The sequence below is a fragment of the Leisingera sp. UBA4491 genome (assembly GCF_002388965.1).
Lineage (GTDB): Bacteria > Pseudomonadota > Alphaproteobacteria > Rhodobacterales > Rhodobacteraceae > Leisingera > Leisingera aquaemixtae.
This window is the reverse complement of sequence record NZ_DGNN01000028.1, coordinates 244,639-266,657: the sequence shown is the minus strand read 5'-3', so window position 1 is coordinate 266,657 and position 22,019 is coordinate 244,639. Positions and strand designations below refer to the sequence as shown.

At 66.1% G+C, this 22,019-nt stretch carries 21 protein-coding genes and 1 pseudogene; 10 read left to right on the top strand and 12 right to left on the bottom strand.

Annotated elements, in window-relative coordinates; all coding sequences use genetic code 11:
• Window positions 1-171 precede the first annotated feature (171 nt).
• Window positions 172-729 (top strand): hypothetical protein, encoded by a 558-nt coding sequence (locus tag B2P87_RS17615; protein ID WP_244940761.1) that lies wholly within the window; start codon window positions 172-174, stop codon window positions 727-729.
• 313 nt (window positions 730-1,042) lie between these two features.
• Here B2P87_RS17615 and B2P87_RS20070 read toward each other — a convergent pair.
• A pseudogene (locus B2P87_RS20070) lies at window positions 1,043-1,144 on the bottom strand (IS481 family transposase); the annotation flags it as partial.
• A gap of 285 nt (window positions 1,145-1,429) precedes the next feature.
• Here B2P87_RS20070 and adh point away from each other — a divergent pair.
• Both adh and B2P87_RS17600 read left to right on the top strand, forming a co-directional pair.
• Window positions 1,430-2,974, top strand: a complete 1,545-nt coding sequence (gene adh / locus B2P87_RS17605) for an aldehyde dehydrogenase (RefSeq protein WP_141891983.1) — start codon at window positions 1,430-1,432, stop codon at window positions 2,972-2,974.
• 70 nt (window positions 2,975-3,044) lie between these two features.
• Window positions 3,045-3,392 carry a DUF779 domain-containing protein gene (locus tag B2P87_RS17600; RefSeq protein ID WP_208764512.1) on the top strand — a complete coding sequence of 116 codons (348 nt, stop codon included), beginning with the start codon at window positions 3,045-3,047 and terminating at the stop codon, window positions 3,390-3,392.
• A gap of 17 nt (window positions 3,393-3,409) precedes the next feature.
• On the opposite strand, the gene B2P87_RS17595 is transcribed toward B2P87_RS17600, so the two are convergent.
• The 9 genes from B2P87_RS17595 to B2P87_RS17555 all read right to left on the bottom strand — a co-directional run bounded on the left by B2P87_RS17595 (window position 3,410) and on the right by B2P87_RS17555 (window position 13,787).
• Window positions 3,410-5,611, bottom strand: coding sequence for a PAS-domain containing protein (locus tag B2P87_RS17595; RefSeq protein WP_141891984.1), 2,202 nt, complete (start codon window positions 5,609-5,611; stop codon window positions 3,410-3,412).
• A gap of 3 nt (window positions 5,612-5,614) precedes the next feature.
• On the bottom strand, window positions 5,615-6,751 hold the full coding sequence (locus B2P87_RS17590) for an FIST N-terminal domain-containing protein (protein ID WP_244940762.1): 1,137 nt from the start codon (window positions 6,749-6,751) through the stop codon (window positions 5,615-5,617).
• Between the two features lie 66 nt (window positions 6,752-6,817).
• Entirely contained in the window at window positions 6,818-7,513 is a 696-nt protein-coding gene (locus B2P87_RS17585) for a LuxR C-terminal-related transcriptional regulator (protein WP_058286182.1), read from the bottom strand.
• A gap of 142 nt (window positions 7,514-7,655) precedes the next feature.
• Window positions 7,656-9,422, bottom strand: a complete 1,767-nt coding sequence (locus B2P87_RS17580) for a PQQ-dependent methanol/ethanol family dehydrogenase (protein WP_141891986.1) — start codon at window positions 9,420-9,422, stop codon at window positions 7,656-7,658.
• A gap of 212 nt (window positions 9,423-9,634) precedes the next feature.
• Window positions 9,635-10,432 (bottom strand): ABC transporter permease, encoded by a 798-nt coding sequence (locus B2P87_RS17575; protein WP_141892143.1) that lies wholly within the window; start codon window positions 10,430-10,432, stop codon window positions 9,635-9,637.
• On the bottom strand, window positions 10,432-11,151 hold the full coding sequence (locus B2P87_RS17570) for an ABC transporter ATP-binding protein (RefSeq protein ID WP_141891987.1): 720 nt from the start codon (window positions 11,149-11,151) through the stop codon (window positions 10,432-10,434). Before B2P87_RS17570 ends, B2P87_RS17575 begins: the two co-directional genes overlap by 1 nt.
• The gene (locus B2P87_RS17565; protein ID WP_141891988.1) at window positions 11,148-11,606 is read right to left on the bottom strand and encodes a hypothetical protein; all 459 of its coding nucleotides are present in this window, start codon (window positions 11,604-11,606) and stop codon (window positions 11,148-11,150) included. The genes B2P87_RS17570 and B2P87_RS17565 overlap by 4 nt, the downstream gene beginning before the upstream one ends.
• 49 nt (window positions 11,607-11,655) lie before the next feature.
• On the bottom strand, window positions 11,656-12,630 hold the full coding sequence (locus tag B2P87_RS17560) for a YVTN family beta-propeller repeat protein (protein ID WP_141891989.1): 975 nt from the start codon (window positions 12,628-12,630) through the stop codon (window positions 11,656-11,658).
• Window positions 12,627-13,787: an ABC transporter substrate-binding protein gene (locus B2P87_RS17555; RefSeq protein WP_141891990.1), complete on the bottom strand. Its 1,161-nt coding sequence runs from the start codon at window positions 13,785-13,787 to the stop codon at window positions 12,627-12,629. The genes B2P87_RS17560 and B2P87_RS17555 overlap by 4 nt, the downstream gene beginning before the upstream one ends.
• 170 nt (window positions 13,788-13,957) lie before the next feature.
• Between B2P87_RS17555 and pedF the strand changes: the two genes are divergently transcribed.
• Window positions 13,958-14,635 carry a cytochrome c-550 PedF gene (gene pedF, locus B2P87_RS17550; protein WP_208764513.1) on the top strand — a complete coding sequence of 226 codons (678 nt, stop codon included), beginning with the start codon at window positions 13,958-13,960 and terminating at the stop codon, window positions 14,633-14,635.
• Between the two features lie 18 nt (window positions 14,636-14,653).
• Window positions 14,654-15,556: a substrate-binding periplasmic protein gene (locus tag B2P87_RS17545; protein ID WP_141891992.1), complete on the top strand. Its 903-nt coding sequence runs from the start codon at window positions 14,654-14,656 to the stop codon at window positions 15,554-15,556.
• Between the two features lie 6 nt (window positions 15,557-15,562).
• Here B2P87_RS17545 and B2P87_RS17540 read toward each other — a convergent pair whose 3' ends face one another.
• Together B2P87_RS17540 and B2P87_RS17535 are read right to left on the bottom strand one after the other, a co-directional pair.
• Window positions 15,563-16,465 carry an FAD:protein FMN transferase gene (locus tag B2P87_RS17540; protein ID WP_141891993.1) on the bottom strand — a complete coding sequence of 301 codons (903 nt, stop codon included), beginning with the start codon at window positions 16,463-16,465 and terminating at the stop codon, window positions 15,563-15,565.
• Window positions 16,462-18,546 carry a 4Fe-4S binding protein gene (locus B2P87_RS17535; RefSeq protein WP_141891994.1) on the bottom strand — a complete coding sequence of 695 codons (2,085 nt, stop codon included), beginning with the start codon at window positions 18,544-18,546 and terminating at the stop codon, window positions 16,462-16,464. Before B2P87_RS17535 ends, B2P87_RS17540 begins: the two co-directional genes overlap by 4 nt.
• Window positions 18,547-18,684: 138 nt before the next feature.
• On the opposite strand from B2P87_RS17535, the gene pqqA reads away from it, so the two are divergent.
• Genes pqqA through pqqE form a run of 5 tightly spaced genes read left to right on the top strand, consistent with a single transcriptional unit; the run spans window position 18,685 to window position 21,813 of the window.
• Complete coding sequence (gene pqqA, locus B2P87_RS17530; RefSeq protein WP_027236494.1) at window positions 18,685-18,792, top strand: pyrroloquinoline quinone precursor peptide PqqA; 108 nt, start codon at window positions 18,685-18,687, stop codon at window positions 18,790-18,792.
• 21 nt (window positions 18,793-18,813) lie between these two features.
• Window positions 18,814-19,698, top strand: coding sequence for a pyrroloquinoline quinone biosynthesis protein PqqB (gene pqqB / locus B2P87_RS17525; protein ID WP_141891995.1), 885 nt, complete (start codon window positions 18,814-18,816; stop codon window positions 19,696-19,698).
• Complete coding sequence (gene pqqC, locus B2P87_RS17520; RefSeq protein ID WP_244940763.1) at window positions 19,695-20,447, top strand: pyrroloquinoline-quinone synthase PqqC; 753 nt, start codon at window positions 19,695-19,697, stop codon at window positions 20,445-20,447. Before pqqB ends, pqqC begins: the two co-directional genes overlap by 4 nt.
• The gene (gene pqqD / locus B2P87_RS17515) at window positions 20,444-20,731 is read left to right on the top strand and encodes a pyrroloquinoline quinone biosynthesis peptide chaperone PqqD (RefSeq protein WP_141891996.1); all 288 of its coding nucleotides are present in this window, start codon (window positions 20,444-20,446) and stop codon (window positions 20,729-20,731) included. The genes pqqC and pqqD overlap by 4 nt, the downstream gene beginning before the upstream one ends.
• Window positions 20,728-21,813, top strand: a complete 1,086-nt coding sequence (pqqE, locus tag B2P87_RS17510; protein WP_141891997.1) for a pyrroloquinoline quinone biosynthesis protein PqqE — start codon at window positions 20,728-20,730, stop codon at window positions 21,811-21,813. The genes pqqD and pqqE overlap by 4 nt, the downstream gene beginning before the upstream one ends.
• Window positions 21,814-22,019: the final 206 nt, after the last annotated feature.

The following is a 22,019-nucleotide window of genomic DNA, read 5'->3' as shown; positions in this document are numbered from 1 at the left end:
CGAACAATTCGGCTGGCGCGAATGCAGGAAAGAGAGAGCGGGGTTCAGATCCGCTTGCATGTTCCAGACCAGCCCCGACGGCCCTCTAAAGGCCCCTGATGCCGCCAGCCCGCGGCAACTCCGCTTTGCCAGAGCGGCTAGAACAGCACCGCAGCAAAGGAGAACTGGAAAATGGATCAGATGAAACGCAAGGCTGTCGCAATATTCTCCCGCCCTTTCACCCTGCCTGGATTCGACGAGACACTTCCAGCTGGGGAATACGGCATTGAAACCGAATTGTCCGCACCTCCGGGCCACCTGACACCACAAGCTTGGAAAGCTTCTGTTTTGATACAGTTGCACCCGCGCGCGTCCCATCCCGGGCTAGCGCGCAACCTGACGGTTTCACTGGCGGACCTCGAAAGCGCCCAAGCCAAGGACAAGCTGACGGGCAAGGATCTGTCGCAGTACTTCCTTGACGAAATGCTTGCCGACCCAATGGTGCGCTTGGTCATGCAGGCCGACGGGGTGTCAGAAGCCCAGGTTCGCCGCCTGTACCTTGGCGAGTGCGTCTCGGACCAGGGTCGCGACCAAGCTGCCCGGAATGCTGAACGGGCAGGCCCTTCAGGCGCATCTGCAATCCAAGCTGCAGAGAACGAAGGGCTGGCACCTCTGGCAGACAATCGCGCCAGTAAACGTGCCAGTCCCGCACCGGACTCGTCAGGCCGCAAGGAACCACGTCATGACTGATAAAAACGAACCAGAGGTTATTGTGGCACCTGCCCGCGGAGACGTGCCACGGGAGCGCCGTTGCTTGCGGTGCAATTCTGTTTTCTGGAGTGAAGGGTTCGGTGAACGGATTTGCCGGCGCTGCAAGTCTTCAAATACATGGCGTACCGCTGTTCCAGTAAGATCCGGTTCGCCTGGCCGCCGTTGAAACCCTTCGGACAGCACAGCTTTTATTGTTCCGGACCAGCACTTCGCCAAGCTCCTGCTGAGGTTTATTTTTTGGCAGCCTAACTGACTGGAATCAGCCTCCGGTAAACCCCGCGCGGTTCAAATGAGGCTCGTTGGGCCAGTCTTTGTTCCGCCATCTTCCCACCGTCTTCGGATTGATCCCAAGCTCCCGGCTCAGCTCCGCGATCGAAGCTTGCGATCGCTGTATTGCTGTTCTGACAGCGTGCGTGGTCGCGGCGCTGCCGTGACCAAACTACCCCATGGTGCCTCCTTCCACTCCAACGAAAAGATCACGCCATCAAGCCGCGGGATCAAATGCCTAAGCGGCGACTGGCTGCAATCCGCCCGGCGGCCGGCAAGGACTTTGGTCGAATACCGCGGCTATTGCCGATGGTCTAAGCCTTGAAGCAGCACCGGACCGAGTGCCTGCAATAGAAGGTGCATGGCCGCCAGTTCCGCTGCATTTCTTGGATCAATTCTTGGGAGGAATGGCATGAACATCCACACGAACGGGCTGGCCAATCCGGCACTGGACACGGCGCATCTGGGCGTCGAATTTCCGTTCAAGCCGCGCTATGGCAACTTTATCAACGGCGAATTTACCGAACCCCGCTCGGGCCAGTATTTCGAAAACACCACCCCGATTAACGGCGAGGTGATCTGCGAGGTGGCCCGCTCAAACGCCGAGGATGTCGAGGCGGCCCTGGACGCGGCCCACGCGGCGTTTCCGGCCTGGGGCAAGACCTCGACCACCGAGCGCGCCAACATGCTGCTGAAGATCGCCGGTATCATGGAGGAGAACACCCAGCTGCTGGCGGCGGCGGAGACGCTGGACAACGGCAAGCCGATCCGCGAGTCAATTCACGCCGACCTCGCCCTCTGTGTCGACCACTGGCGCTACTTCGCGGGCTGCATCCGCGCCGAGGAAGGCCATATCTCCGAAATCGATGCCGACACCTATGCCTACCACATCCCGGAACCGTTGGGCGTGGTCGGGCAGATCATCCCGTGGAACTTCCCGCTGCTGATGGCGGTGTGGAAGCTGGCGCCGGCATTGGCAGCGGGCAACTGCGTGGTGCTGAAACCGGCGGAGCAGACCCCGGCCTCGATCATGGTGCTGGCGGAACTGATCGCCGGGGTGCTGCCTGCGGGCGTCCTGAACATCGTCAACGGCTTCGGTCTGGAGGCGGGCAAGCCGCTGGCCTCGTCGAACCGGATCGCCAAGATCGCCTTTACCGGCGAGACCACCACCGGGCGGCTGATCATGCAATATGCCAGCCAGAACCTGATCCCGGTGACACTGGAACTGGGTGGCAAATCGCCGAACATCTTCTTTGAAGACGTGATGAGCGCGGATGACGCCTATTTCGACAAATGCCTGGAAGGCTTCACCATGTTTGCCCTGAACCAGGGCGAGGTGTGCACCTGCCCCAGCCGGGCGCTGATCCAGGAGTCGATCTACGACGACTTCATGGCCCGCGCCATCGAACGGGTGAAGGCGGTGAAACAGGGCAACCCGCTGTCCATGGACACGATGATCGGCGCCCAGGCTTCGGCCGAGCAGAAGGAGAAGATCGCCTCCTACCTGCAGCTGGGCAAGGACGAAGGCGCCGAGCTGCTGACTGGCGGCAATGTCTCTGCCCTGGAGGGGCTGGAAGGCGGCAACTATATCGAGCCGACCGTGTTCAAAGGCCATAACAAGATGCGGATCTTCCAGGAGGAGATCTTCGGGCCGGTGCTGTCCGTCACCACCTTCAAGGATGATGCCGAAGCGCTGGAGATCGCCAATGACACGCTCTACGGTCTGGGCGCCGGGGTGTGGACCCGCGACACCAACCGCGCCTTCCGCTTTGGCCGCGACATCCAGGCGGGCCGGGTCTGGACCAACTGCTATCACGCCTATCCGGCGCATGCGGCCTTTGGCGGCTACAAGCAGTCGGGCATCGGCCGGGAGAACCACAAGTTGATGCTGGACCACTACCGGCAGACTAAGAACCTTCTGGTCAGCTACAGCCCCAACGCGCTGGGCTTCTTCTGAGCAAGTTGCGCTGCAGGCGGCCCCGGGTGTCCGGGGCCGTTCCTTTTTCATTCAGCCGGGGGAGACTGCAATGACCGGAACAACCGGCATGACGGTGACGGCAACACAGGCGGCGCTGGATCTGATCGGCGCGCTGAAGGCGCGGTTCGGGCAGGATCTGCTGTTTCACCAGTCCGGCGGCTGCTGCGACGGGTCTGCGCCGATGTGCTTTCAGCAGGGCGACTACATCATCGGCGGCAGCGATGTGCTGGTGGGGGAGATCGGCGGCGTGCCGTTTTATATTAATGCCGATCAGCACGCGCGCTGGAAGCACACCAGCCTGGTGATCGACGCGATTGACGGCATCGGCGGGATGTTCTCGCTGGAGAACGGCAGCGGAAAGCGGTTCCTGACCCGCTCGGACGTGTGCCTGCGCTGAGACGCGCCGCGATTTGGTCAGGTCAGCGCACGCTCCAGGAAGCCGCGCAGCGCGCCGGTGTCGATCGGTTTGTGCAAGAGCGCCGCGTTCAGCCCGGCGCAGGCAGCCGCCAGATCCGGTGAACGGTTGGCGGTCACCAGGCAGGCCGGGACCGGCCCGTGCTGCGCCCTGAGCGCGGCAATCGCACCGGTTCCCAGTGCCCCGTCGTCCAGCTGGTAATCGGCGATGATCGCATCCGGGCTGATGTCGATTTCCTGCAGCAGCGCTCTGGCCTCGGCGCAGCTGGCGCAGGGCAGCACGTTCAGCCCCCAGCTGTCCAGCGTGATCTCCAGCGCCGCCCTGAGGTCGGCGTCGTTTTCGATCAGAACCACGATCCGGTGCTCGAACGGCACCGCGGCGCCGGCACCGGGGACTGGCAGGGGTGACGGCGCGCGCGCCGCCGTGCTCAGCGGCAGCTCCACCGAAAAGCAGGTGCCGCGCCCGACCTCCGAGGTGAGGTTCAGCGGATGTTTCAGCAGCCGGCAGGCCCGCTCGACAATGGCGAGGCCCAGCCCCATGCCGTCCGACGGGCTGGCCTTGGCGTTAAGCCGCTGAAACTCCTGGAACACCCTGTCCTGATGCTCCGGTGGGATGCCGGGGCCGGTGTCGCGGACCTCCAGCAGCACCCGGCCGGGCCGCTGCCGCACCCCGATCAGCACCTTGCCGCTGCCGGTATAGCGCACCGCGTTGGAGGCGAGATTCTGCAGGATGCGGCGCAGGTAGGCGGCGTCGCTTTCCACCACTGCGCCGCTGCGCACGACCCGGAAGTCCAGCCCCTTGAGCCGGGCAACCGGTTCCAGCTCGTCCTTCAGCTGGTCCAGAAGACTGCCCAGGCTGATGGCGGTGCGGTCGATTGCCGCCAGGCCGGAGTCGAGCTTGGAGATGTCCAGCAGGGCGCCTAGGATACGCTCGACCGCGACCAGCGCGTTGCCGGCCTTGGCCGCCCGGTCTCTAAGGCCCGCGTCCTGCAGGTCGTCCTCCAGCGAGCCGACATAGAGCTTGGCGGCGGACAGCGGCTGCAGCAGGTCGTGGCTGGCGGCGGCAACGAACCTCGATTTGGAGGCATTGGCACGCTCCGCCTCCGACAGCGCGTCCTCCAGTTCCAGAGTCCGTTCAGCAACACGCTGTTCCAGCGTTTCGTTGACCTGGGAAATGGTGCGCACGGCGGCGCGTTCGGCGGTCACATCGGTAAAGCTGATGACAAATCCCTTGTCCGGCATTTGCTGCGCAAACACTGCCAGGATGCGGTCGCGTCCCAGCCCGATCTCGAACGACAGGGGTGCCCGCTTGGCGGTGCTGGCCACCCAGGCCTCAACGTCGTCCAGCCGGGTGCCGCCCAGGATGCGGATGCTGTCCGCAGCCTGGCGGTAGAGGGTCGCGAAAAACATGCCCAGCTGAAACTTGCCCGCGGGCATCGACAAGAGCTCTCCGGCGCGGCGGTTCCAGCCGACCAGCCGGTTCTGGGCGTCGAAGATGCAGACGCCCTGGTTCAGATGCTCCAGGGTTGCCTTGATGACCCGCGACTGGTCGTCCAGCAGCCGCTCGCGCTCCTGCCGCTCCAGCCGCATCATGTCGGTGATGTCGGTCTGCAGGATCACGGTGCCGCCGTCCGGGGTGCGGTGCTCGCTGACCTGCAGCCAGCTGTTGCCGGCCATCATCACGTTGAACACTGCATGGTCGTCTTTGTGGCGGGCGATCCGGTAGGCCTCCCAGCCTTCGGCGCTCTCCCCCTCCGGCAGCGCCAGATGGACGCTGGTTGCCACAAGGTTCACGTAGTCGGCAAATCTCAATCCCGGCCGCAGCAGATGGTAGATATCGGCCATGTGCTTGCCGAAGCGGGTGTTGCACATCACCAGCACGTCCTGCGCGTCAAACAGGGCAAAGCCTTCCTGCACCGTCTCGATCGCATTGGCCAGGTTGGCGCGGGCGGCCTCGGTCTCGGCATTGGCCAGCGCCAGCCTGGCGTTTGACTCGTTGAGCAGGTCCAGCGCGTGCTCCAGCTCGCGGGTGCGCACGCGCACCTCCTCCTCCAGCATCACCGCACGCTGGAACTGGGCATAGGCCTCGCCGGAGGCATCCGAGCTCTGCTCGGCCCGGCGCATCAGGGTTTCCACGATCTTCAGCAGCTTCTGGTTCTGCCGCTCCGGCGTGTCGCGGGGGTCGATCAGCTCATGCACCATCGCTCAGCCCTCTTCGGGCGGGTAGATCGCCACCCCGGTCAGGGTCTGGTTGACATGCATCGAGTTGATCTGCTCGCCATAGGTCGAAAAGCCCACCACCCGGTTGTCGCGCAGGATGCGGGAAATGTCCTGCGAGACCTGTTTCTGCTGCGCTTCCAGCCGCCGCAGGATGCAGTCGCAGGCCAGGATGATCTCGGGGCGGCGGCTGGCGCTGAGCGCGGCCATCTCGCGCTCCAGGTGGATCACCATGTCCTCCGGCTCGGCCAGGGTCAGCACCACGCCCTCGTCGATGGCGGAGAAAAACACCAGCTCGTCATTGTCGGCAACCCGCTGGATGGCGCGCACATGGTGCTGATCCCCGAACTGCACGGCGACGGGATGGGCGGCAAAGGTGAAGGCGGTGAGCTGCTCCGGGTCTTTGCCCAGCACCCGGGCGTATTCGCGGGCGGCGGGTTCGGCATTGATTTCATGCACGACCCTGCGGGCCGGATCGGCCCCGGTCACCACCATGCGCTTCTGAGAGGGGATCAGGTGGTCGGTCTTGAAGACCTTGATCGGGCAGCGGCTGCGCACCTGGATCAGGATGGCAGCGTTGGAATGGGCCTGTCCGCCATGCAGCACATAGGTCTTGCCAAAGTTGGTGCCGTCACCCGCCGACCCGCCGAAAAAGGCCACCGGCCCCAGCCCCACCGACAGCTGCGAGGTCAGCGCGTCCTCCTTGGTGGAAAGCCCGTCGACCAGCAGGAAGGTAAAGTCGGAGATCCACCTGCCGGGCTCCTGCGCCATGTGGCTGCGGTTGCGGATCATCCGCTCGATCACGCTGTGCGGATCGAAGCTGTCGAGGTCCTCGATCAGGATGGTGCGGGTCTGAAAATGCGATTGGGCAAAGCCGATGGCGACGATCTCGCCTTCGACATAGCCGGCCGCTGAAATTTCCCCCGCAGAGGTGCAGCCGACAACCTGCGCAGGGGCAAACCGGCGCTGCGCCTCGTCGATCAGCCGCGCCACGTCGGTGTCCGGAGACAGAAACAGAACCACCAGCGAAAGGCCGTTCGGGTTCAGCGCCTGTGCCAGTTGTTCGACAGCGTCCGCCGCCCGGCAGTCAACCGAGCCGGACCGGACAACCTGCGGTTCCGTCATGGTTGCACCCGACGGACCATGGACAGGGCCCATCGCCTTTCTCCTCCCCGAATTTCGTCCGCCAGACTAGGCGGACGGCGGCGTGTCTTGCAAGACGTTTGCAAAACTCGCCTGCTTGGCGGCCAGCACCGCCTGGGTGCGGCTTTGCACGCCTAGCTTGCGCATGATGGCGGTGATATGGGCCTTTACCGTGGTCTCGGCGATCGACAGGTCATAGGCGATCTGTTTGTTCAGCTTGCCTTCGCAGATCAACTGCAGGATCCGGGCCTGCTGGTTGGTCAGCTGCGACAGCCGCTGCAGCACGTCGTCGCTGCTGCCGGCGCTGTCTTCCAGCAGCACGTATCCGTCGGGCAGGAACACCTTGCCCTGGTTGATCGCCTCCACCGCCTTCTGGAACACGTCGCGCTGGCTGTGCTTGGGAATGAAGCCGTTAGCGCCGGCATGGATCACCGAACTGACGATGCGGTTGTCGGCCATGGAGGAGACCACCAGGATCGGGCAGTCCGTCACCTTGCGCAGGCGCAGCAGCCCGTCCAGCCCGTTGACGTCGGGCAGGTTCAGGTCCAGCACCACCAGGTCGATGCGGATGCCCCCGGCGATCATGTCGAGCGCAGCCTGCAGGGCCGGCGCAGTGTGCATGCTGCTGATCGCGGTCACCGCCTGCAATGTCATCGCCAGAGCGTCACAGAACAGCGGGTGGTCATCCACCAGCAGCGCCGCATTGAACCCTGGGGTTTTCGGCGTGTCCGTGTGTGTCGGCATATCTGCACCAGAGCTGTTGTTTTCCTGCCAGCTTATCAAGCGGGCAGCGGCAGCGGTATACGCCTAAAGTCGCATATGGAAGACGCGCCTCCCGCAGGAGACGCGCCTGAGTTCATTGCATTTATCTTCAGCCGGTGCGGGATCAGTCCGCTTGCGCCAGCTGGCGGGGGAGGCGGAACGTCCAGACCATGCCGCCCTGGTTCAGGTAGTTGACCTTCTTGGCGACCTCGCCGCCCCACAGCGGCACCGCGCCGCCCCAGCCGGAGACGACCGAAACATACTGCACACCGTCCTGCTCCCAGGTAACCGGCTGGCCGACGATGCCGGAGCCGGTCTGGAACGACCACAGCTCCTCGCCGGTTTCGTCGTCGAAGGCGATGAAGCGGCCCTCGGGGGTACCGGTGAACACCAGCCCGCCAGCGGTGGTCATCACCCCGGCCCAAAGCGGCGCGTCGTTCTTGTATTCCCACTTGATCTCGCCGGTGTCCGGGTCGATCGCCTTGAGGCTGCCGATATGGTCCTCGTAGTTCGGCTTGATGGTGAAACCCGCGCCCAGATAGGCGGCGCCCTTTTTGTAGCTGATCGGCTCGTTCCAGATATCCATGCCCCATTCGTTCGAAGGCACATAGAAGTTGCCGGTGTTCTGGGAGAACGCCATCGGCATCCAGTTCTTGCCGCCCAGGAACGACGGCGAGGCAAAGATCACCTCCCCCTTGTTGCCGTCGGCTGCATCCGCCGGGTTGCCGGGGCGGTTGTCCTCGTTGAACACCGGGCGGCCGGTCTCGTCGATGCGCTTGGCCCAGGTGATGTCCTTGACGAAGGGCGTTGCGCTGACGAACTTGCCGTCGTCGCGGTTCAGGACATAGAAGAAGCCGTTGCGGTCGGCGGTGGCAAAACGCTTGTTGCCGCTGCGGTCGGTGTAGGCGACCACCTCGTTGACGCCGTCATAATCCCAGCCCTCGCGCGGGGTGGTCTGGAAGTGCCACTTGATCTCGCCGTTGGAAGGGTCGATGCCGATGCGGCTGGCGGCATAGAGGTTGTCGCCCGCGTTGCCCTCGACCGGAGTGCCGGCGTTGCGCAGGTGGCTGTTCCAGGGCGCCGGGTTGCCCGCGCCGAAGACCAGCGTATCGGTCTCCGCATCATAGGAGCCGCCGAGCCAGGTGGCGCCGCCGCCGGTCTTCCACATGTCGCCCGGCCAGGTGGCATTCAGGGTGCCGGTCATGGTGCTGTCCTCACCTTTGAAGGTGCCCATGTGGCCCTCGATCACCGGCCGGGTCCAGACCAGATCGCCGGTTTCGGCATCCCGCGCCTGCACCTCGCCGACAATGCCGAACTCGCCGCCGGAATTGCCGGTGATCACCAGCCCGTTGACGATCAGCGGTGCCGCGGTCATCGAATAGCCGGCCTTGTAGTCGGCCACCTTCTTGCGCCATTTCACGTCGCCGGTCTTGAGGTCCAGCGCCACGATGCGGGCGTCCAGCGTGCCGAAATAGAAGGTGTCGCCATAGATTGCGCCGCCGCGGTTCACCACGTCGCAGCAGGGCAGGATGCCTTCGGGCAGCCGGGCGTCGTACTGCCAGATCTCGCGGCCGGTCTCGACGTCGATGGCGTAGACCCGGCTGTAGGAGCCGGTGATATACATGATGCCGTCATAGATCAGCGGCTGGGTTTCCTGGCCGCGCTGCTTTTCGCCGCCGAGGCTGAAGGCCCAGGCGGGCACCAGGTTTGCGACGTTGTCCTTGTTCAGGGTATCGAGCGGGCTGTAGCGCTGCAGGTGCCGCCCCATCCCGTTGGTCACCACCTGGGTGGTGGTTGTCTGGTCATTCCTGAGGTCGTCCTCGGTGACCCCGGCGTGGCTGACGCCCGCCATCATGGTCCCTGCGGCGACCGCCGCGATAAAGCGGTTCATTGGCTTCCTCCCTTTCGTTTGATCCTCAACAGCCACGGCCCGGTGCGGGCTGCCGGCTTGCCACAGTATTCAGGGCGCACCGGGCGGGCGGTATTGCACAATGGTCGTATGCGGGCGGCAGCCGGGGCGGGACGGCGGCGCAACGCGGCAGCGCCCGGTGCCTTGCGGCCCGGGTTTGCGGTGCATTTGCATACGGCGCGGTCAGGGGCCGCTCAGCCCGGTTTCGCGGCTTTGCGGATCAGCCCGCGGGCCGGGTCGTAGCCCCAGACCGCCAGCCCCAGCCAGACCAGCCCCGACAGCAGCACCCAAGCCAGCGCGACGGCATTCAGCTGCTGATAGAGCGCAAAGCGGATCAGCTCGACCGCCTGGCTGAAGGGGTTCACGGCACAGATGTCGCGCAGCAGTGCCGAGCTTTCGGCCATCTTCCACAGCGGGTAGAGCGCGGTGGAGAGAAAAAACATCGGAAAGATCACGAAATTCATCACCCCGGCAAAGTTCTCCAGCTGGCGGATCACCGAGGACAGCGCCAGCCCCAGCGCCCCCAGCATCAGCCCGGCGGGGACCAGGGCGGGCAGCAGTGCGGCATAACCGCCCCAGCTGAAGCGGATGCCGAACAGCGCTGCCAGTCCCAGGAATACATAGACCTGAAGAACCGAGATCGCAGTGCTGGCGAGCAGGCGGCAGACCAGCAGCCACCAGCGCGGCAGCGGGCTGGTCAGCAGCAGCCGCATCGAGCCCATCTCCCGGTCATAGACCATCGACAGCGAGCTTTGCATGCCGTTGAACAGCAGGATCATGCCGCACAGCCCCGGCACGATATAGACCTCGTAAGTGGTGTAGGTGGCATAGGGCGGGGTGATCGACAGCCCAAGCGCGGCGCGGAAACCGGCGGCAAAGACAACCAGCCACAGCATCGGCCGCACCAGTGCCGCGACAAAGCGGCCGCGCTGGCCAATGAACCTCAGCGCCTCGCGTTGCGTGATCGCCGTCAGGGCGGCCAGCCAGTCCATCACGCCGCCTCTCCCGTCAGCCTGAGAAAGTGGTCCGCCAGCCCCAGCCCGCCGCGCAGCTGCCGGGCGGTGCCGTCTTCAGCCAGCCTGCCGCGGTGCAGGATCAGCAGCTGGTCGGCATCGTCCACCTCGTCGGTCAGATGGGTGGCCCAAAGCACCGTCAGCCCCTTGCGCCGGGACAGGTCATGCACATGGGCGGTGATCGCGCGCCGGGTTGCCGCATCCAGCCCCACCGTTGGCTCATCCAGCAGCAAAACCTTGGGGTGGTGGATCAGGCTGCGGGCAATCTCCAGCCGGCGGCGGTGGCCGCCATTGAGGTCGCGCACCCGCTCGCCCAGCCGGCCGCGCATCTCCAGCCGCTCCAGCGCGGCCTCGATCCGGGCTTGCGCCCTGGCGCCGCGCAGCCCGTGCAGGGCGGCGAAATAGCTGAGGTTGCGCTGCACCGTCAGGTCCAGGTCCAGTGTCGGCTGCTGGAACACGACACCCATCTGCCGCAGCGCCTTGCGCGGGGCACGGGCCATGTCGTGGCCGGCAATCTCTATCCTGCCCTGCGGCGCGGCGAACAGCCGGGTGAGCAGCGCAAACAGCGTCGACTTGCCCGCGCCGTTGGGGCCGAGCAGGGCGCAGAAGGTGCCGGGCTCAACCCGGAAGCTGACCCCGTCCAGCGCCTGCCGGGCACCGTAGGCATAGCTCAGGTTTTCCACCCGCAGCCCGGTCATTGGATGGTGATCTCCAGCCGCTGGGTATCGCCGGTGGAGCCGGGCACCTTGAGATGGTAATTCCCAGGCTTCAGCGCGATGAAGCCGATCTCCATCTCGCCCGCCTCGTCGAATTCGATACTGTCGAGTCCCAGCGGGCGGATCTCAAGGCCCTCCACCACGATCTCGTCGATCCAAACCGCGCGGAAGAATTCCGCGCCCGTCAGCGCCAGCTCCTGGCTGCCGTCGCCCTGGATCTCGAACTCGTAATAGGTGCCGGATTTCAGCACCCAGGGCGCCTCGGCCAGCGGCATCCCCGCCGACAGGATGATGGGCGGCAGGTCCTCTTTGTTGCTGGCGGACAGCAGCCCGGCGAGGCCGAGGCCGGCCCTGCCCGGATCATCATCGTCACCGGCCAGGGCGGCTGCGGGCAGCGCCAGGCACAGCGCCGCGGCGAATAGGCGGGGGTTCAGCATCGGAGATCCTCCTGTCTGGATACGCCGCGCCGCCGGGGCGCGGCAGGTCTCAGGGGCGCAGCGCCGCGCCCCAGGGAAAACGGCCGACCTTGATCGACTTCAGCGCCTGGCGCTTGGCGGTGTCGATCACGGTCACATCGCCGGACACGCCGTTGGTGGTGAACAGCAGCGACTTGTCGGGGGAAAACGCCATGTGCCAGACCCGGCGGCCGACCAGGATGTAGTCCTCCACCTCCAGCGTCTCCGCATTGACCACCGCCACATGGTTGGACGGCCCAAGCGCCACAAAGGCGGTCTTTTCATCTTCGGTGAAGGCAAACCCCACCGGCTGCACGCGGTCGGGATGCACACCCTTGACCTCGAAGGCGATCTTGCCGGTCTCGGTCTGGGTGGCGGTGTCGAAGACCGTAATGGTGCCGCCGATCTCGGAAGAGACCCACAGCGCGCTGCCGCCGGCGGTGAATTCGGCATGGCGGGGCCGGGCGTCGACCAGCGTGTTGGCAAACAGCTGTTGCGTCTCCGTGTCGATCCAATGCGCCATATTGGTGGTCTCGGAAGTGGTGATGGCGATCTTGCCATCTGGCGAGACGGCCATGCCCTCTGGCTCGATCCCGACGTTGATCTGGGCAACCACCTTGCGGGTTTCGGTGTCGACCACCGTGGTCACGGCGTCATCCTCGTTGGCGATGTAGAGATGGCGGTCGTTCGGGTGCAGAACGAACTGCTCGGGATCCTCGCCCGAGGGCAGCTCGTGCAGGATCTCGCCGGTGACGGCATCCAGAACCTGAACCGTGTCGCTGTCGGAGGCGCAGACATAGACTCGCGAGAAGTCCTTGGAGAAAGTGATGCCGCGCGGCCGCTCTCCCGTTGCGATGGTGCGGACCACCTCCAGCGTGCCGATGTCGATCACGCTGATGGTGTCGTCCTTTTCATTCGTGACCCAGATTTCCTGGGCATCAAGGGGCGCGGCGGCCAGCAGCGCCGGAAAGGCGAGCGCGGCAAGGGGTTTTGCAGCAAATGTCATTGGAAGGCTCCGCAGCGGCTTTCGGGTTCATCAAGGCCAAGGGTGTCAAGTTCGCTGTGCTGGTGCAGGAAACCGGGCAAGGGCGCCTGCGCCGCCAGCGCGCGGGGAGTGGCAAGCGGGATCGGCTGGCGCAGCTGACCGTTCCAGCTGCGGTAGCTGAGCGAGCGGCCCTTGAAACCCGCCAGCTCGAATGCGTCCGATAGCAGGTATTGGCGCAGGACGACCGCGTCGGCTGAGCCGGTGCGGGTCACAGCCTCGCCGATGCTGCGCACCGCGGCCCAGGCGGCGTAGTCTCGTGCCAGCATCTTGCGCCCGGCCAGGTCCTGGAACCGCGACTGCAGCTGCGCGGCGCCCCATTGCTCGACCACCGGCGCCCAGGCCGCGGGCACTAGGCCCTCGGAGCCGGCAACCGGCCGCGGCAACCACGTGTTGTATGGCAGGTATCGGGCGAAATCCTGAAGCTCGTCGGCGACCAGCAGCAGGTCGTGGCGGCCCAGGCTCTGCGACAACAGCGGCACCTCCTGGGCGGCGTTGCGGCGCATGTCGGCGCCATAGTCCCAAGTCTGCTCGGCTGTGATTTCCAGCCCGAACTTGGCGGCGCTCTGGCGCAGGGCAGCGGCAAAGGCCTGGTCCTGCGGGTGGCTGCCGGAGATCAGCGCGAGGCCGGTCCAGCGCTTGGTCAGCGCAAACTGCATCAGCGCATCGCTGCGCATCAGGTCCGAGGGCAGGGTGTGCAAGAGGTTGCGGCGGCAGTCGCCGCTGCGCAGGCCGGTGTCCGGGCTGGCGGTGTTGAACAGCAGCGCTTCCTCCGCCTCCGGCAGGGCGGCGGCAGCCAGCAGCGCCGGTTTGGGCGCATCCAGGATCAGCAGCGCGCTGCGGCTCAGCGCCGCCCGCGCCGCCGCGGCAAAATCGCCGCCCGTCGGCACCGCCACCGTCTCCAGGCTGTAGCTGTGGCCAAGGAAGCTGCCGGTGGTCCGGTTGTCGGCCAGCCCCAGCCGGGCGCCGGTTTCGCCCAGGTCCGCGGGCTGCGGGTCGAGATTGGAAAGGGTGGGGGGCTGCTGTTCCTGCTGCTTCAGGTAGATGACCGGCACCTCAAGCCCGGCGGCGGCAAGGGCGGCGGGGCAAAGGGCCATCAGGAGTGTGATCAGGAAGCGCATGGGGGCACCCGGTTCTGGCTGCATGGGCCGAGCGTACTGCCGCCCAGAGGCCCGCTGCCATTGGACCAAGGTCGTAGGCCGCCTGCGCTGTTCTCCAACTTAAGTCGCGTATCGGGGCAGCGGCCGGGCTGGCTATGCTTTCGGCAAGCACAAACTTACGGGAGGAACTCATGTTCAAATTGCCTCTTACGGCCCTCGGGCTCGCGGCTCTTGCCACAGCGGCGCTTGCCCACGGAGACGTCGCGCCGCAGCCGGTGAATACCGATGCCCTGCCCGATGTGGGCGAGGAATGGCTGACCGAAAACCCCTATCGCGGCCAGGAGGCGGAGGTCTGGCAGGCGGCGATTGATATAGGCGGCAGCGGCTACAACCAGAACTGCGCCCGTTGCCACGGGCTGGGCGGCGTTTCTGGCGGGCTGGCGCCTGACCTGCGCTACCTGGAGGCGGAGGAGATGGGCGACGAGTGGTTCGTCGAACGCTTCCGCACCGGTTACACCCAGAACGGCATCACCAAAATGCCCGCCTTCGGGGAGCTGCTGGGGCAGAAGGCCGCCTGGGCGATCCGCACCTATCTGGAAACCCGGCCCGATGATGGCGCCCTGGACGAGGCCACCGGCCGGCTGCTGGAGATCCGCGACGAACTGACGTCCCTGGCCAGCGGCGGCGGCGGTGATGCGGCGGCGCTGCAGGCAGAGCTTTCGGAAATCGCGGAGGGTGTCGAAACCGGCTCCGGCGCCCCGGTCGCTGACAGCGCACCCTACCGGGCGGCAAGCCTGATCGGCGGCGCGCAGCCGGACTTTGCCGGGGCTGCGGAGGCCCTGACTGTCGGCCTCTCGGCGGCGCATTAGGGCGGAGGGCGGCGGCACATGAGACAGCAGCTGGCCGGTTTCCTTACGATTGCGGCGCTGGCCTGCGGCTGGGCGCAGGCCGGGCAGACCCGCTGTGCGGACCATGTGCCGCAGCCCAAGCCGCAGAACGCCTCGCGCGATATCGTCGGGCAGGATCTTGAGACCATTCTCGAGCGCGGCTTCATCACCTTTGCGGCCTACGAGGATTTTCCCCCCTGGTCCTACGAGGAGGCGGGACGCATCAAAGGCGCCGACATCGACCTCGCCCGGCTGATTGCTGCGGAGCTGGGGGTCGAGGCCCGGTTCACCCTGGTCGCGGCGGGCGAAAATCTGGACGCGGACCTGCGCAACTGGATCTGGAAAGGACCGATTGTGGGCGGCAGCGTCGCCAACGTCATGCTGCATGTGCCCTATGACAGCGAATTTGCCTGCCGGGTCGAACAGGTGGTGTTCACCGGCCAGTACCACGTCGAGGAGGTCGCTATCGCCTACCGCCGGGACGCCTATCCCGAAGACCCGCCGCTGCCCGCCTATTTCCGCTTCGACAGCGTCGCGGTGGAGAATGATTCCATCGCCGACTTCTACCTTTCGGCCTTTCCCGGCGGCCAGCTGAGCGGCAATATCCGCCGCTACCCGACGGCGGCAGCGGCAATGGCAGGCCTGGACCGGGCTGAAACCAAGGCCGCGATGGGGCCGCTGGCGCAGCTGGAGGCCGGGCTGACCGCGCAGACCGCCGTCCACTCGCCGCCTTTGCCCGGCTTCTCCGCGGGCACCTGGACCGCCGGGGTGGCGGTGCATTTTTCCTACCGCCCGCTGGCCTATGCGGTAGAAGATGCTATTGCCGCCGCGCTGCAGGACGGCCGGATTGCCGCCATCTTTGCGGCCCACGGCCTCAGCCACCGTCCGCCTGAGCTGCGCTGATCCCGTTCATCCCAGCGTTATGTGGCTGCCATCCTGTGCCAGCAGGGTAACGCTGGTGCCGCCCGGAAGACGCGCCAGCGCGGCACTGATTTCACGTTCACTCATCAGGCAGAAGGCGGTGGAGGCCGCATCCGCCAGCGCGGCGCTTCCGGCCTCGGTGCTGACGGTGGCCCATAGCGGCCGCCGGTCAAGCGCGGGGTGCAGGATATGCGCGGCGCCGCGCAGCCGCAGCGCGCCGGGGCTGGAGGTGGCGATGGCGCGGCCGGTCAGGCTGCGGGCGGCAAAGACGCCGTGCTCCGGATCGGCGAGCCCGATGCGGAACGGGCCGCCGAGGGCGGCAAACTCGCCGGCGTTGACCAGAACCCGCTCCAGCCCCAAACGGCCAAGCGCGGCGCGGACCATGCCGGTGGCATAGCCCTGGGCAATGCCATTGAAGGTCAGCGCCTGGCCCGGCGCCAGCCGGATTTCCCGTGCTGTCACCGACACCTTGTGCCAGCCGCAGAGGCGGGCAGCCTTGCGGACTCCGTCTCCGCGCGCCAGCGCCTGCCAAAGCGGCTGGACCGTGGGGTCGAACACTCCTGCCGTTGCCGCGTGCATCCGGGTGCAGAGCCGGGCCAGATCCAGAAAACACGGGGGCGGGTTCTTCAGAACCCCGGTCCGGTTCAGCCGCGACAGCGCGGAGGCCGGATCGTAGAGGCTGAACAGCTGTTCGGCCTGCCGCAGCTGCGATAGCGCGGCGGCAATTGCCCGGTCTGCCAGCGGCGGCGGCGCATGGATGGTCAGGCGCGCCTCGGCCCCCAGGGCAAACCCCTGCCAGGTGACGGGCGCGGCCCGCGCCGCCGGTGGCGCTGCACCAAGGGCGGCGGCAGAGATAGCCAGGAACCGGCGGCGGGTCAGTTTGGCGCTCATTCCGCGGCCTCCAGCTGCTGTTTCTTGCGCGCCGACAGGATCAGCGGCACGCAGCGGGACGGGTCATCGTAGATCGACACGCAGTCGAGGCAGCCGAAGCATTCGTCATAGCGGACCGCGCCGGATGGTTTGATCGCGCCATAGGCGCATTTCACCCGGCACAGCTGGCAAGGGCTGCCGCAGGCGGCGCGCCGGGCGATCCAGTTGCGCCGCCGCAGCAGCCCGCCTGCCGCCATGGCCGCGCCCAGCGGGCACAGGTAGCGGCAGAAGGGCTTGAACAGCACCAGCCCCGCCGCCAGCCAGAAAACGGCGTAGGCTGTGAAATACCATTCGCGCAGGAAAAATGTGGTGATGGCGGTCTTGAAGGGTTCGACCTCCGCCCCGGTGTCCACATGCGCGGGCGCCAGGAAAACCAGCGAAACCAGCCCGGCCAGAACGCCGTATTTCAAATACCTGAGCCGCCCGTCCCAGGCCGGCGAAAGGCCCGTTTGCGGCACGCCCAGCCTGCGGCCCAGATGGTGGGCGAACTCTTGCAGCGCGCCAAACGGGCACAGCCAGCCGCAGAACAGGGCCCGCCCCCACAAGACAAGCCCGAGGATGGCAAAACCCCAGATCAGCAGCGAAAACGGGTCGTAGGCGAGAAAGGCAAAGCTGCCGCCCTCGGCCGTGGCGCGCAGCACGCCAAGAACGGTGACGATGGACAGCTGGCCCTGGCCCCACCAGCCGATGAACAGAGTGACAGCCGCCAGCACAGTCAGCCGCAGCGGGGTCAGGGTCTTGCGGGCGGCGATCCGGCTTTGCGCCAGCAGCAGTGCGGCGGTCAGCGTGGTCAGCAGCACGCCCAGCACGATCAGGTCCGTGCGGCGGCTGCGCAGTGCCTCCAGCCAGGGCGGCACCGGCGCCAGGGTCTCGGCCCGCAGGAAAAAGCGTTCGGGGGTCCGGTGGGTGGCAGGGAATTCCACGGTGCCGGTTTCGGGCTGGAACATGCCATGCGCACGCACCGCCTGGGCGTGCAGGGTCCACGCCTGCGCCGGGTCAAAGCCGAGGCGGCGGTCGGCCCGCAGGATCATTGCCGTGCCGTCGTGCAAAGGCTCGGGCAGATCCGGCGACAGCTCGACCAGCAGGTCGCTGTCGCGCAGCGCCACCGGCAGTCCGTTCTGCGTTGCAAACACCCGGTCCGGGGCGGTGTTGCGGATGAACTCCGGGCTGACCAGCCCGTGGCGGCCGGTCTCGATCAGCAAGAGCGGCTCATCTTCGGGGGAGATCGCCAGGAAATCCTGCAGCTCGTCGTAACCGGCGCGCGACAGTGCCGCCTGAGCGATTGACGGCGGCCCGAGGTCGATGATCCAGAGATCCAGATAGGGCGCCTCGGGGTGCTGCTGCGCCTCCGGATCGTCATCGGCCCAGAGGGTGCCGGCGAACGCCGCGTCTACCTCCGCATTGGAGACGGTGGCACGGGTGGCCAGCCCCTGATCCACCAGCGCCGCCCAGTCCAGCGGCTCGCTGTGGTCCGGGTCCGGCCGGGCCGGGGGGGCGGTGATGACGCCGTGCATCTTCTCGCGCGCGACCGCCAGCGCGGCGGCCATCACCGAGTCATGCGCGATCCGCACCGACGCGGTCGCCTTGCTCACCCCGTCGAGATAGACCAGCGATGAGCCGGAATCTGTCTCGCCATAGGGGGTGCCGACGGTGATCGCCGAAAAGACCGACAGGCCGGGATACTGCTCGAAGAACCTGTGGAACGGGGCCGGGCCAAGCCCTGAGACAAAGACCGGCTCGTTATGGCTGATCAGCCGGACATCCAGAAAATTGCCATCCAGGTCCAGCAGTACCAGCACGTTGACCGGCGCGCCGGAAAACCCGGGCAGGGGGGCAAGGGGTTCGGTTTCGAAGGCATAGCCCGCCTCCGCCCCGCCGGAGTTGAGCAGGGTATAGACGCCCTTGCCGTTCACCGGCTCCCCCAGGGAGAACGGCGGCATGATCAGAGCGCTGATTTCCTCGCGCGGTAATGGTGACGCCGCCAGCGCACTGGCCGCAAACAGCCAGGCCTGAAGCCAGAGTATGAGCCGGGATACGCGCATGGCTGGCAGTCTGCCGGGCATATACGCCCCGTGCCATTGGACCAAAGTCTGAGACCGTCCCTACGACCAAAGGCCAATACCGGGGCCGGGGACGGGGGGGGTAGGCTGACGGGATTAAAGCCAGCAAAGGAGGATGCAATGGCCTGGTCTGCCCCGAAACTGAAAGAAATCAACTGCGGCATGGAAATCAACATGTACTCCCCGTCCGAGGACGAGGGCCGCGAATACGAACCCGATCTGTTCTGATCGCGAAACAGGAAAACGGCCATGCGGTTTCTGGTTCTTGGCGCGGCAGCGGGCGGCGGTCTGCCGCAGTGGAATTGCGGCTGCCGGAACTGCCGGGACGCGCGTCTCGGCAGGATCGCTTCCGCCACCCAGTCCTCGCTGGCCGTGACACTGGACGGGCAGAACTGGGCGGTTATGAACACCTCTCCCGACATCCGTGTTCAGTTGCAGAACTGCCCGTCCATGCACCCGCAGTCGCTGCGCCACAGCCCGCTGCGCGCAGTGCTGCTGACCAATGGCGACATTGACCACATCGCGGGGCTGCTGTCCTTGCGGGAGCAATCGCCGTTTTCCCTGTTCGCCACGGCCGGCCTCTTGGATGTGCTGGCGGCCAACCCGGTGTTCAACGCCCTCCCGGCGGCTGTTGGCCACCATCCGGTGCGGCTGAGCGAGGGCTTCGAGCTGCTTCCGGGCCTGCAGGCAACGGTCTTCGCGGTGCCCGGCAAGGTGCCGCTGTTCCTGGAAGGCGGGCAGGTGGAGACGGATCTGATGGGCGAGCAGACCGTCGGCGTTCGGCTGAGCGACGGCACGAAAACCGCCTATTACATCCCCGGCTGTTCCGCTGTCTCCGCTGAATTGCTGGAGATACTGGCAGATGCCGATCAGATCTTCTTTGACGGCACGCTCTGGCACGATCAGGAGATGATCCAGAGCGGGACGGGTACCAAGACTGGCCAGCGAATGGGGCATATCTCCATCAGCGGCCCCCAAGGCTCCATCGCCAGCTTGCGGAGTGTGGATGCCGCCAAGACCTTCATTCACATCAACAACACCAATCCCGTCTGGCAGCCCGGCAGCGCCGAGCGCGCGCAGGTGCTGGCCGCCGGGTGGACAATTGCAGCGGATGGGATGGAGATCGCCCTATGAATGCCTACCCCCGGGAAATGCCCGCCAGAGAGCCGCTTGAGGCCCGCCTGCGCGCCATCGGCGCGGCGCGCTACCACGATAAGCACCCGTTTCACCACAGGCTGCACGGCGGGGAGTGTTCGCCCGACGAGGTCCGCGCTTGGGTGATCAACCGCTGGGCCTATCAGGCGGCGATCCCGATGAAGGACGCGGCCTTTCTGTCCCGCTGCGCTGATCCCGCCATGCGCCGGGCCTGGCGCAGCCGGATCGAAGACCATGATGGCGGCATCAGCGAGGGCGGCGGCATCCGCCGCTGGCTGCGGCTGGCCGAAGCGGTCGGGCTGGACCCTGACTACGTGGCCTCCGGCCGGGGCGTGCTGCCGGCCACCCAATTCGCTGTCGACGCCTATATCCGCTATGTCCGCGACATGCCGCTCCTGCAGGCGGTGGCCTCGTCGCTGACGGAACTGTTCGCCCCCTCCATCCACGAACGGCGGATCGAAGGCCTGCTGCAGCACTACGATTTTGCCAATGCCGCCAGCCTGTCCTATTTCCGCAAACGGCTGACTGAGGCGCCGAAAGACGTGAAATTCGGCCTGGCCTGGGTGCTGGAGAAGGCCAACACCCCGGAAAAGGAAGACGGCGCCTGCGAGGCGCTGATCTTCAAGACCAATGTCCTGTGGGCGCAGCTGGATGCACTTTGGGGCGCCTATGTGGAGCCGGGGCGGATCCCGCCGGGCGCCTGGCAGCCGGGCGAGGGGCTGACATGACACTGGCGCTTGCCCCCAAGGACCGCCCCTATCTGCCGCGCGGGGTGCGGATGATTACGGATAAGGTGCGGGGCGGCACAGTGCTGCTCTGCCCGGAAAAGGCCATTGCTTTGGATGCCATCGGCGAGGCGATCCTGTCGCGGGTGGATGGCAGCGCTTCGTTCAAGGAAATCGTTGCCGGTCTGGCGGAGGCATACGATGCCCCGGCGGAGCAGATCGCCGGGGACGTGCAGCGCTTCCTGGCCGGGCTGCGGGCCCGCATGTATCTGGCGGTGCGGTCATGACCGTGCCTCCTCCCATCGCGATGCTGGCTGAGCTGACGCACCGCTGCCCGCTGTCCTGCCCCTATTGCTCTAACCCGCAGGACCTGCTGGGCCGCGAGGCGGAGATGACCACCGCCGAATGGGCGGATGCCTTCCGCCAGGCTGCCGAACTGGGCGTCCTGCAACTGCACCTGTCCGGCGGCGAGCCTGCCGCGCGCCCAGACCTGACGGAATTGACCGCTGCGGCACAGGGCTGCGGGCTTTACACCAACCTGATCACCAGCGGCATCGGCCTGACGCCCAAGCGGCTGGATGCGCTGGAGGCCGCAGGGCTGGACCACATCCAGCTGTCCCTGCAAGGCACAACTGCAGAGCTCGCGGACTGGATCGGCGGCTACAAGGGCGGGTTTGACCGCAAGATGAAGATCGCGGCCGAAATCAAGGCCCGGGGCATTCCCCTGACGCTGAACGCCGTTATGCACCGGCACAATCTGGACGATCTGGAGCGCACCATCGAAATGGCTGTCGAAATGGGCGCCCGGCGGCTTGAGGTTGCCTGCGTCCAATTCCACGGATGGGCGTCCCGCAACCGGGCGCAGCTGCTGCCGACCCGCGCGCAGACAGAGGCCGCCAAACGCATCGTTGCCGAGGCCGAGCAGCGGCTGCGCGGGGTGCTGGCGTTTGATTTCGTGCCGCCCGACTACTATGCGGATTACCCCAAGGCCTGCATGGGGGGCTGGGGCACGGCCGGGCTGAACATCGCGCCGGACGGCACCGTGCTGCCCTGCCATGCGGCCCAGACCATCCCGCATCTGGACTTTGACAATGTCCGCGGTAAACCTTTGGCGGCGATCTGGTACGGCGGTGCGGCCTTCAATGCCTACCGCGGCACCGATTGGCTGCCGCAGCCCTGCCGCAGCTGCGACCGCAAGGACACCGATTTCGGCGGCTGCCGCTGCCAGGCGCTGGCCCTGGCAGGGGACGCTGGCGCAACCGATCCCGTCTGCCGCAAGTCGCCCCGGCATCAGGCCGTGCTTGAACTTCTCGAAGCGGGCGGAAGCCGGGCTGATACAGCTCTTGTCTACCGCAGCGCTGCTGGCTGAAGCACACCGGCTGCGGCCGCGGTTTTCCAGGGCGTCCTGGCATGTCCCTCTGCGGCCGTGCATCATAGAGAAATGCTGCAAATGGGAGCGAACGGCAGCTTCACGGAAGCTGCGATGAGGCGTGCCCGGCATTGATAGGTTCACTATCTGCGCTTGCAGTAAACCACTCCGCGATAGGGGCTCTGCGTTGATTGCACTGGGCTGAA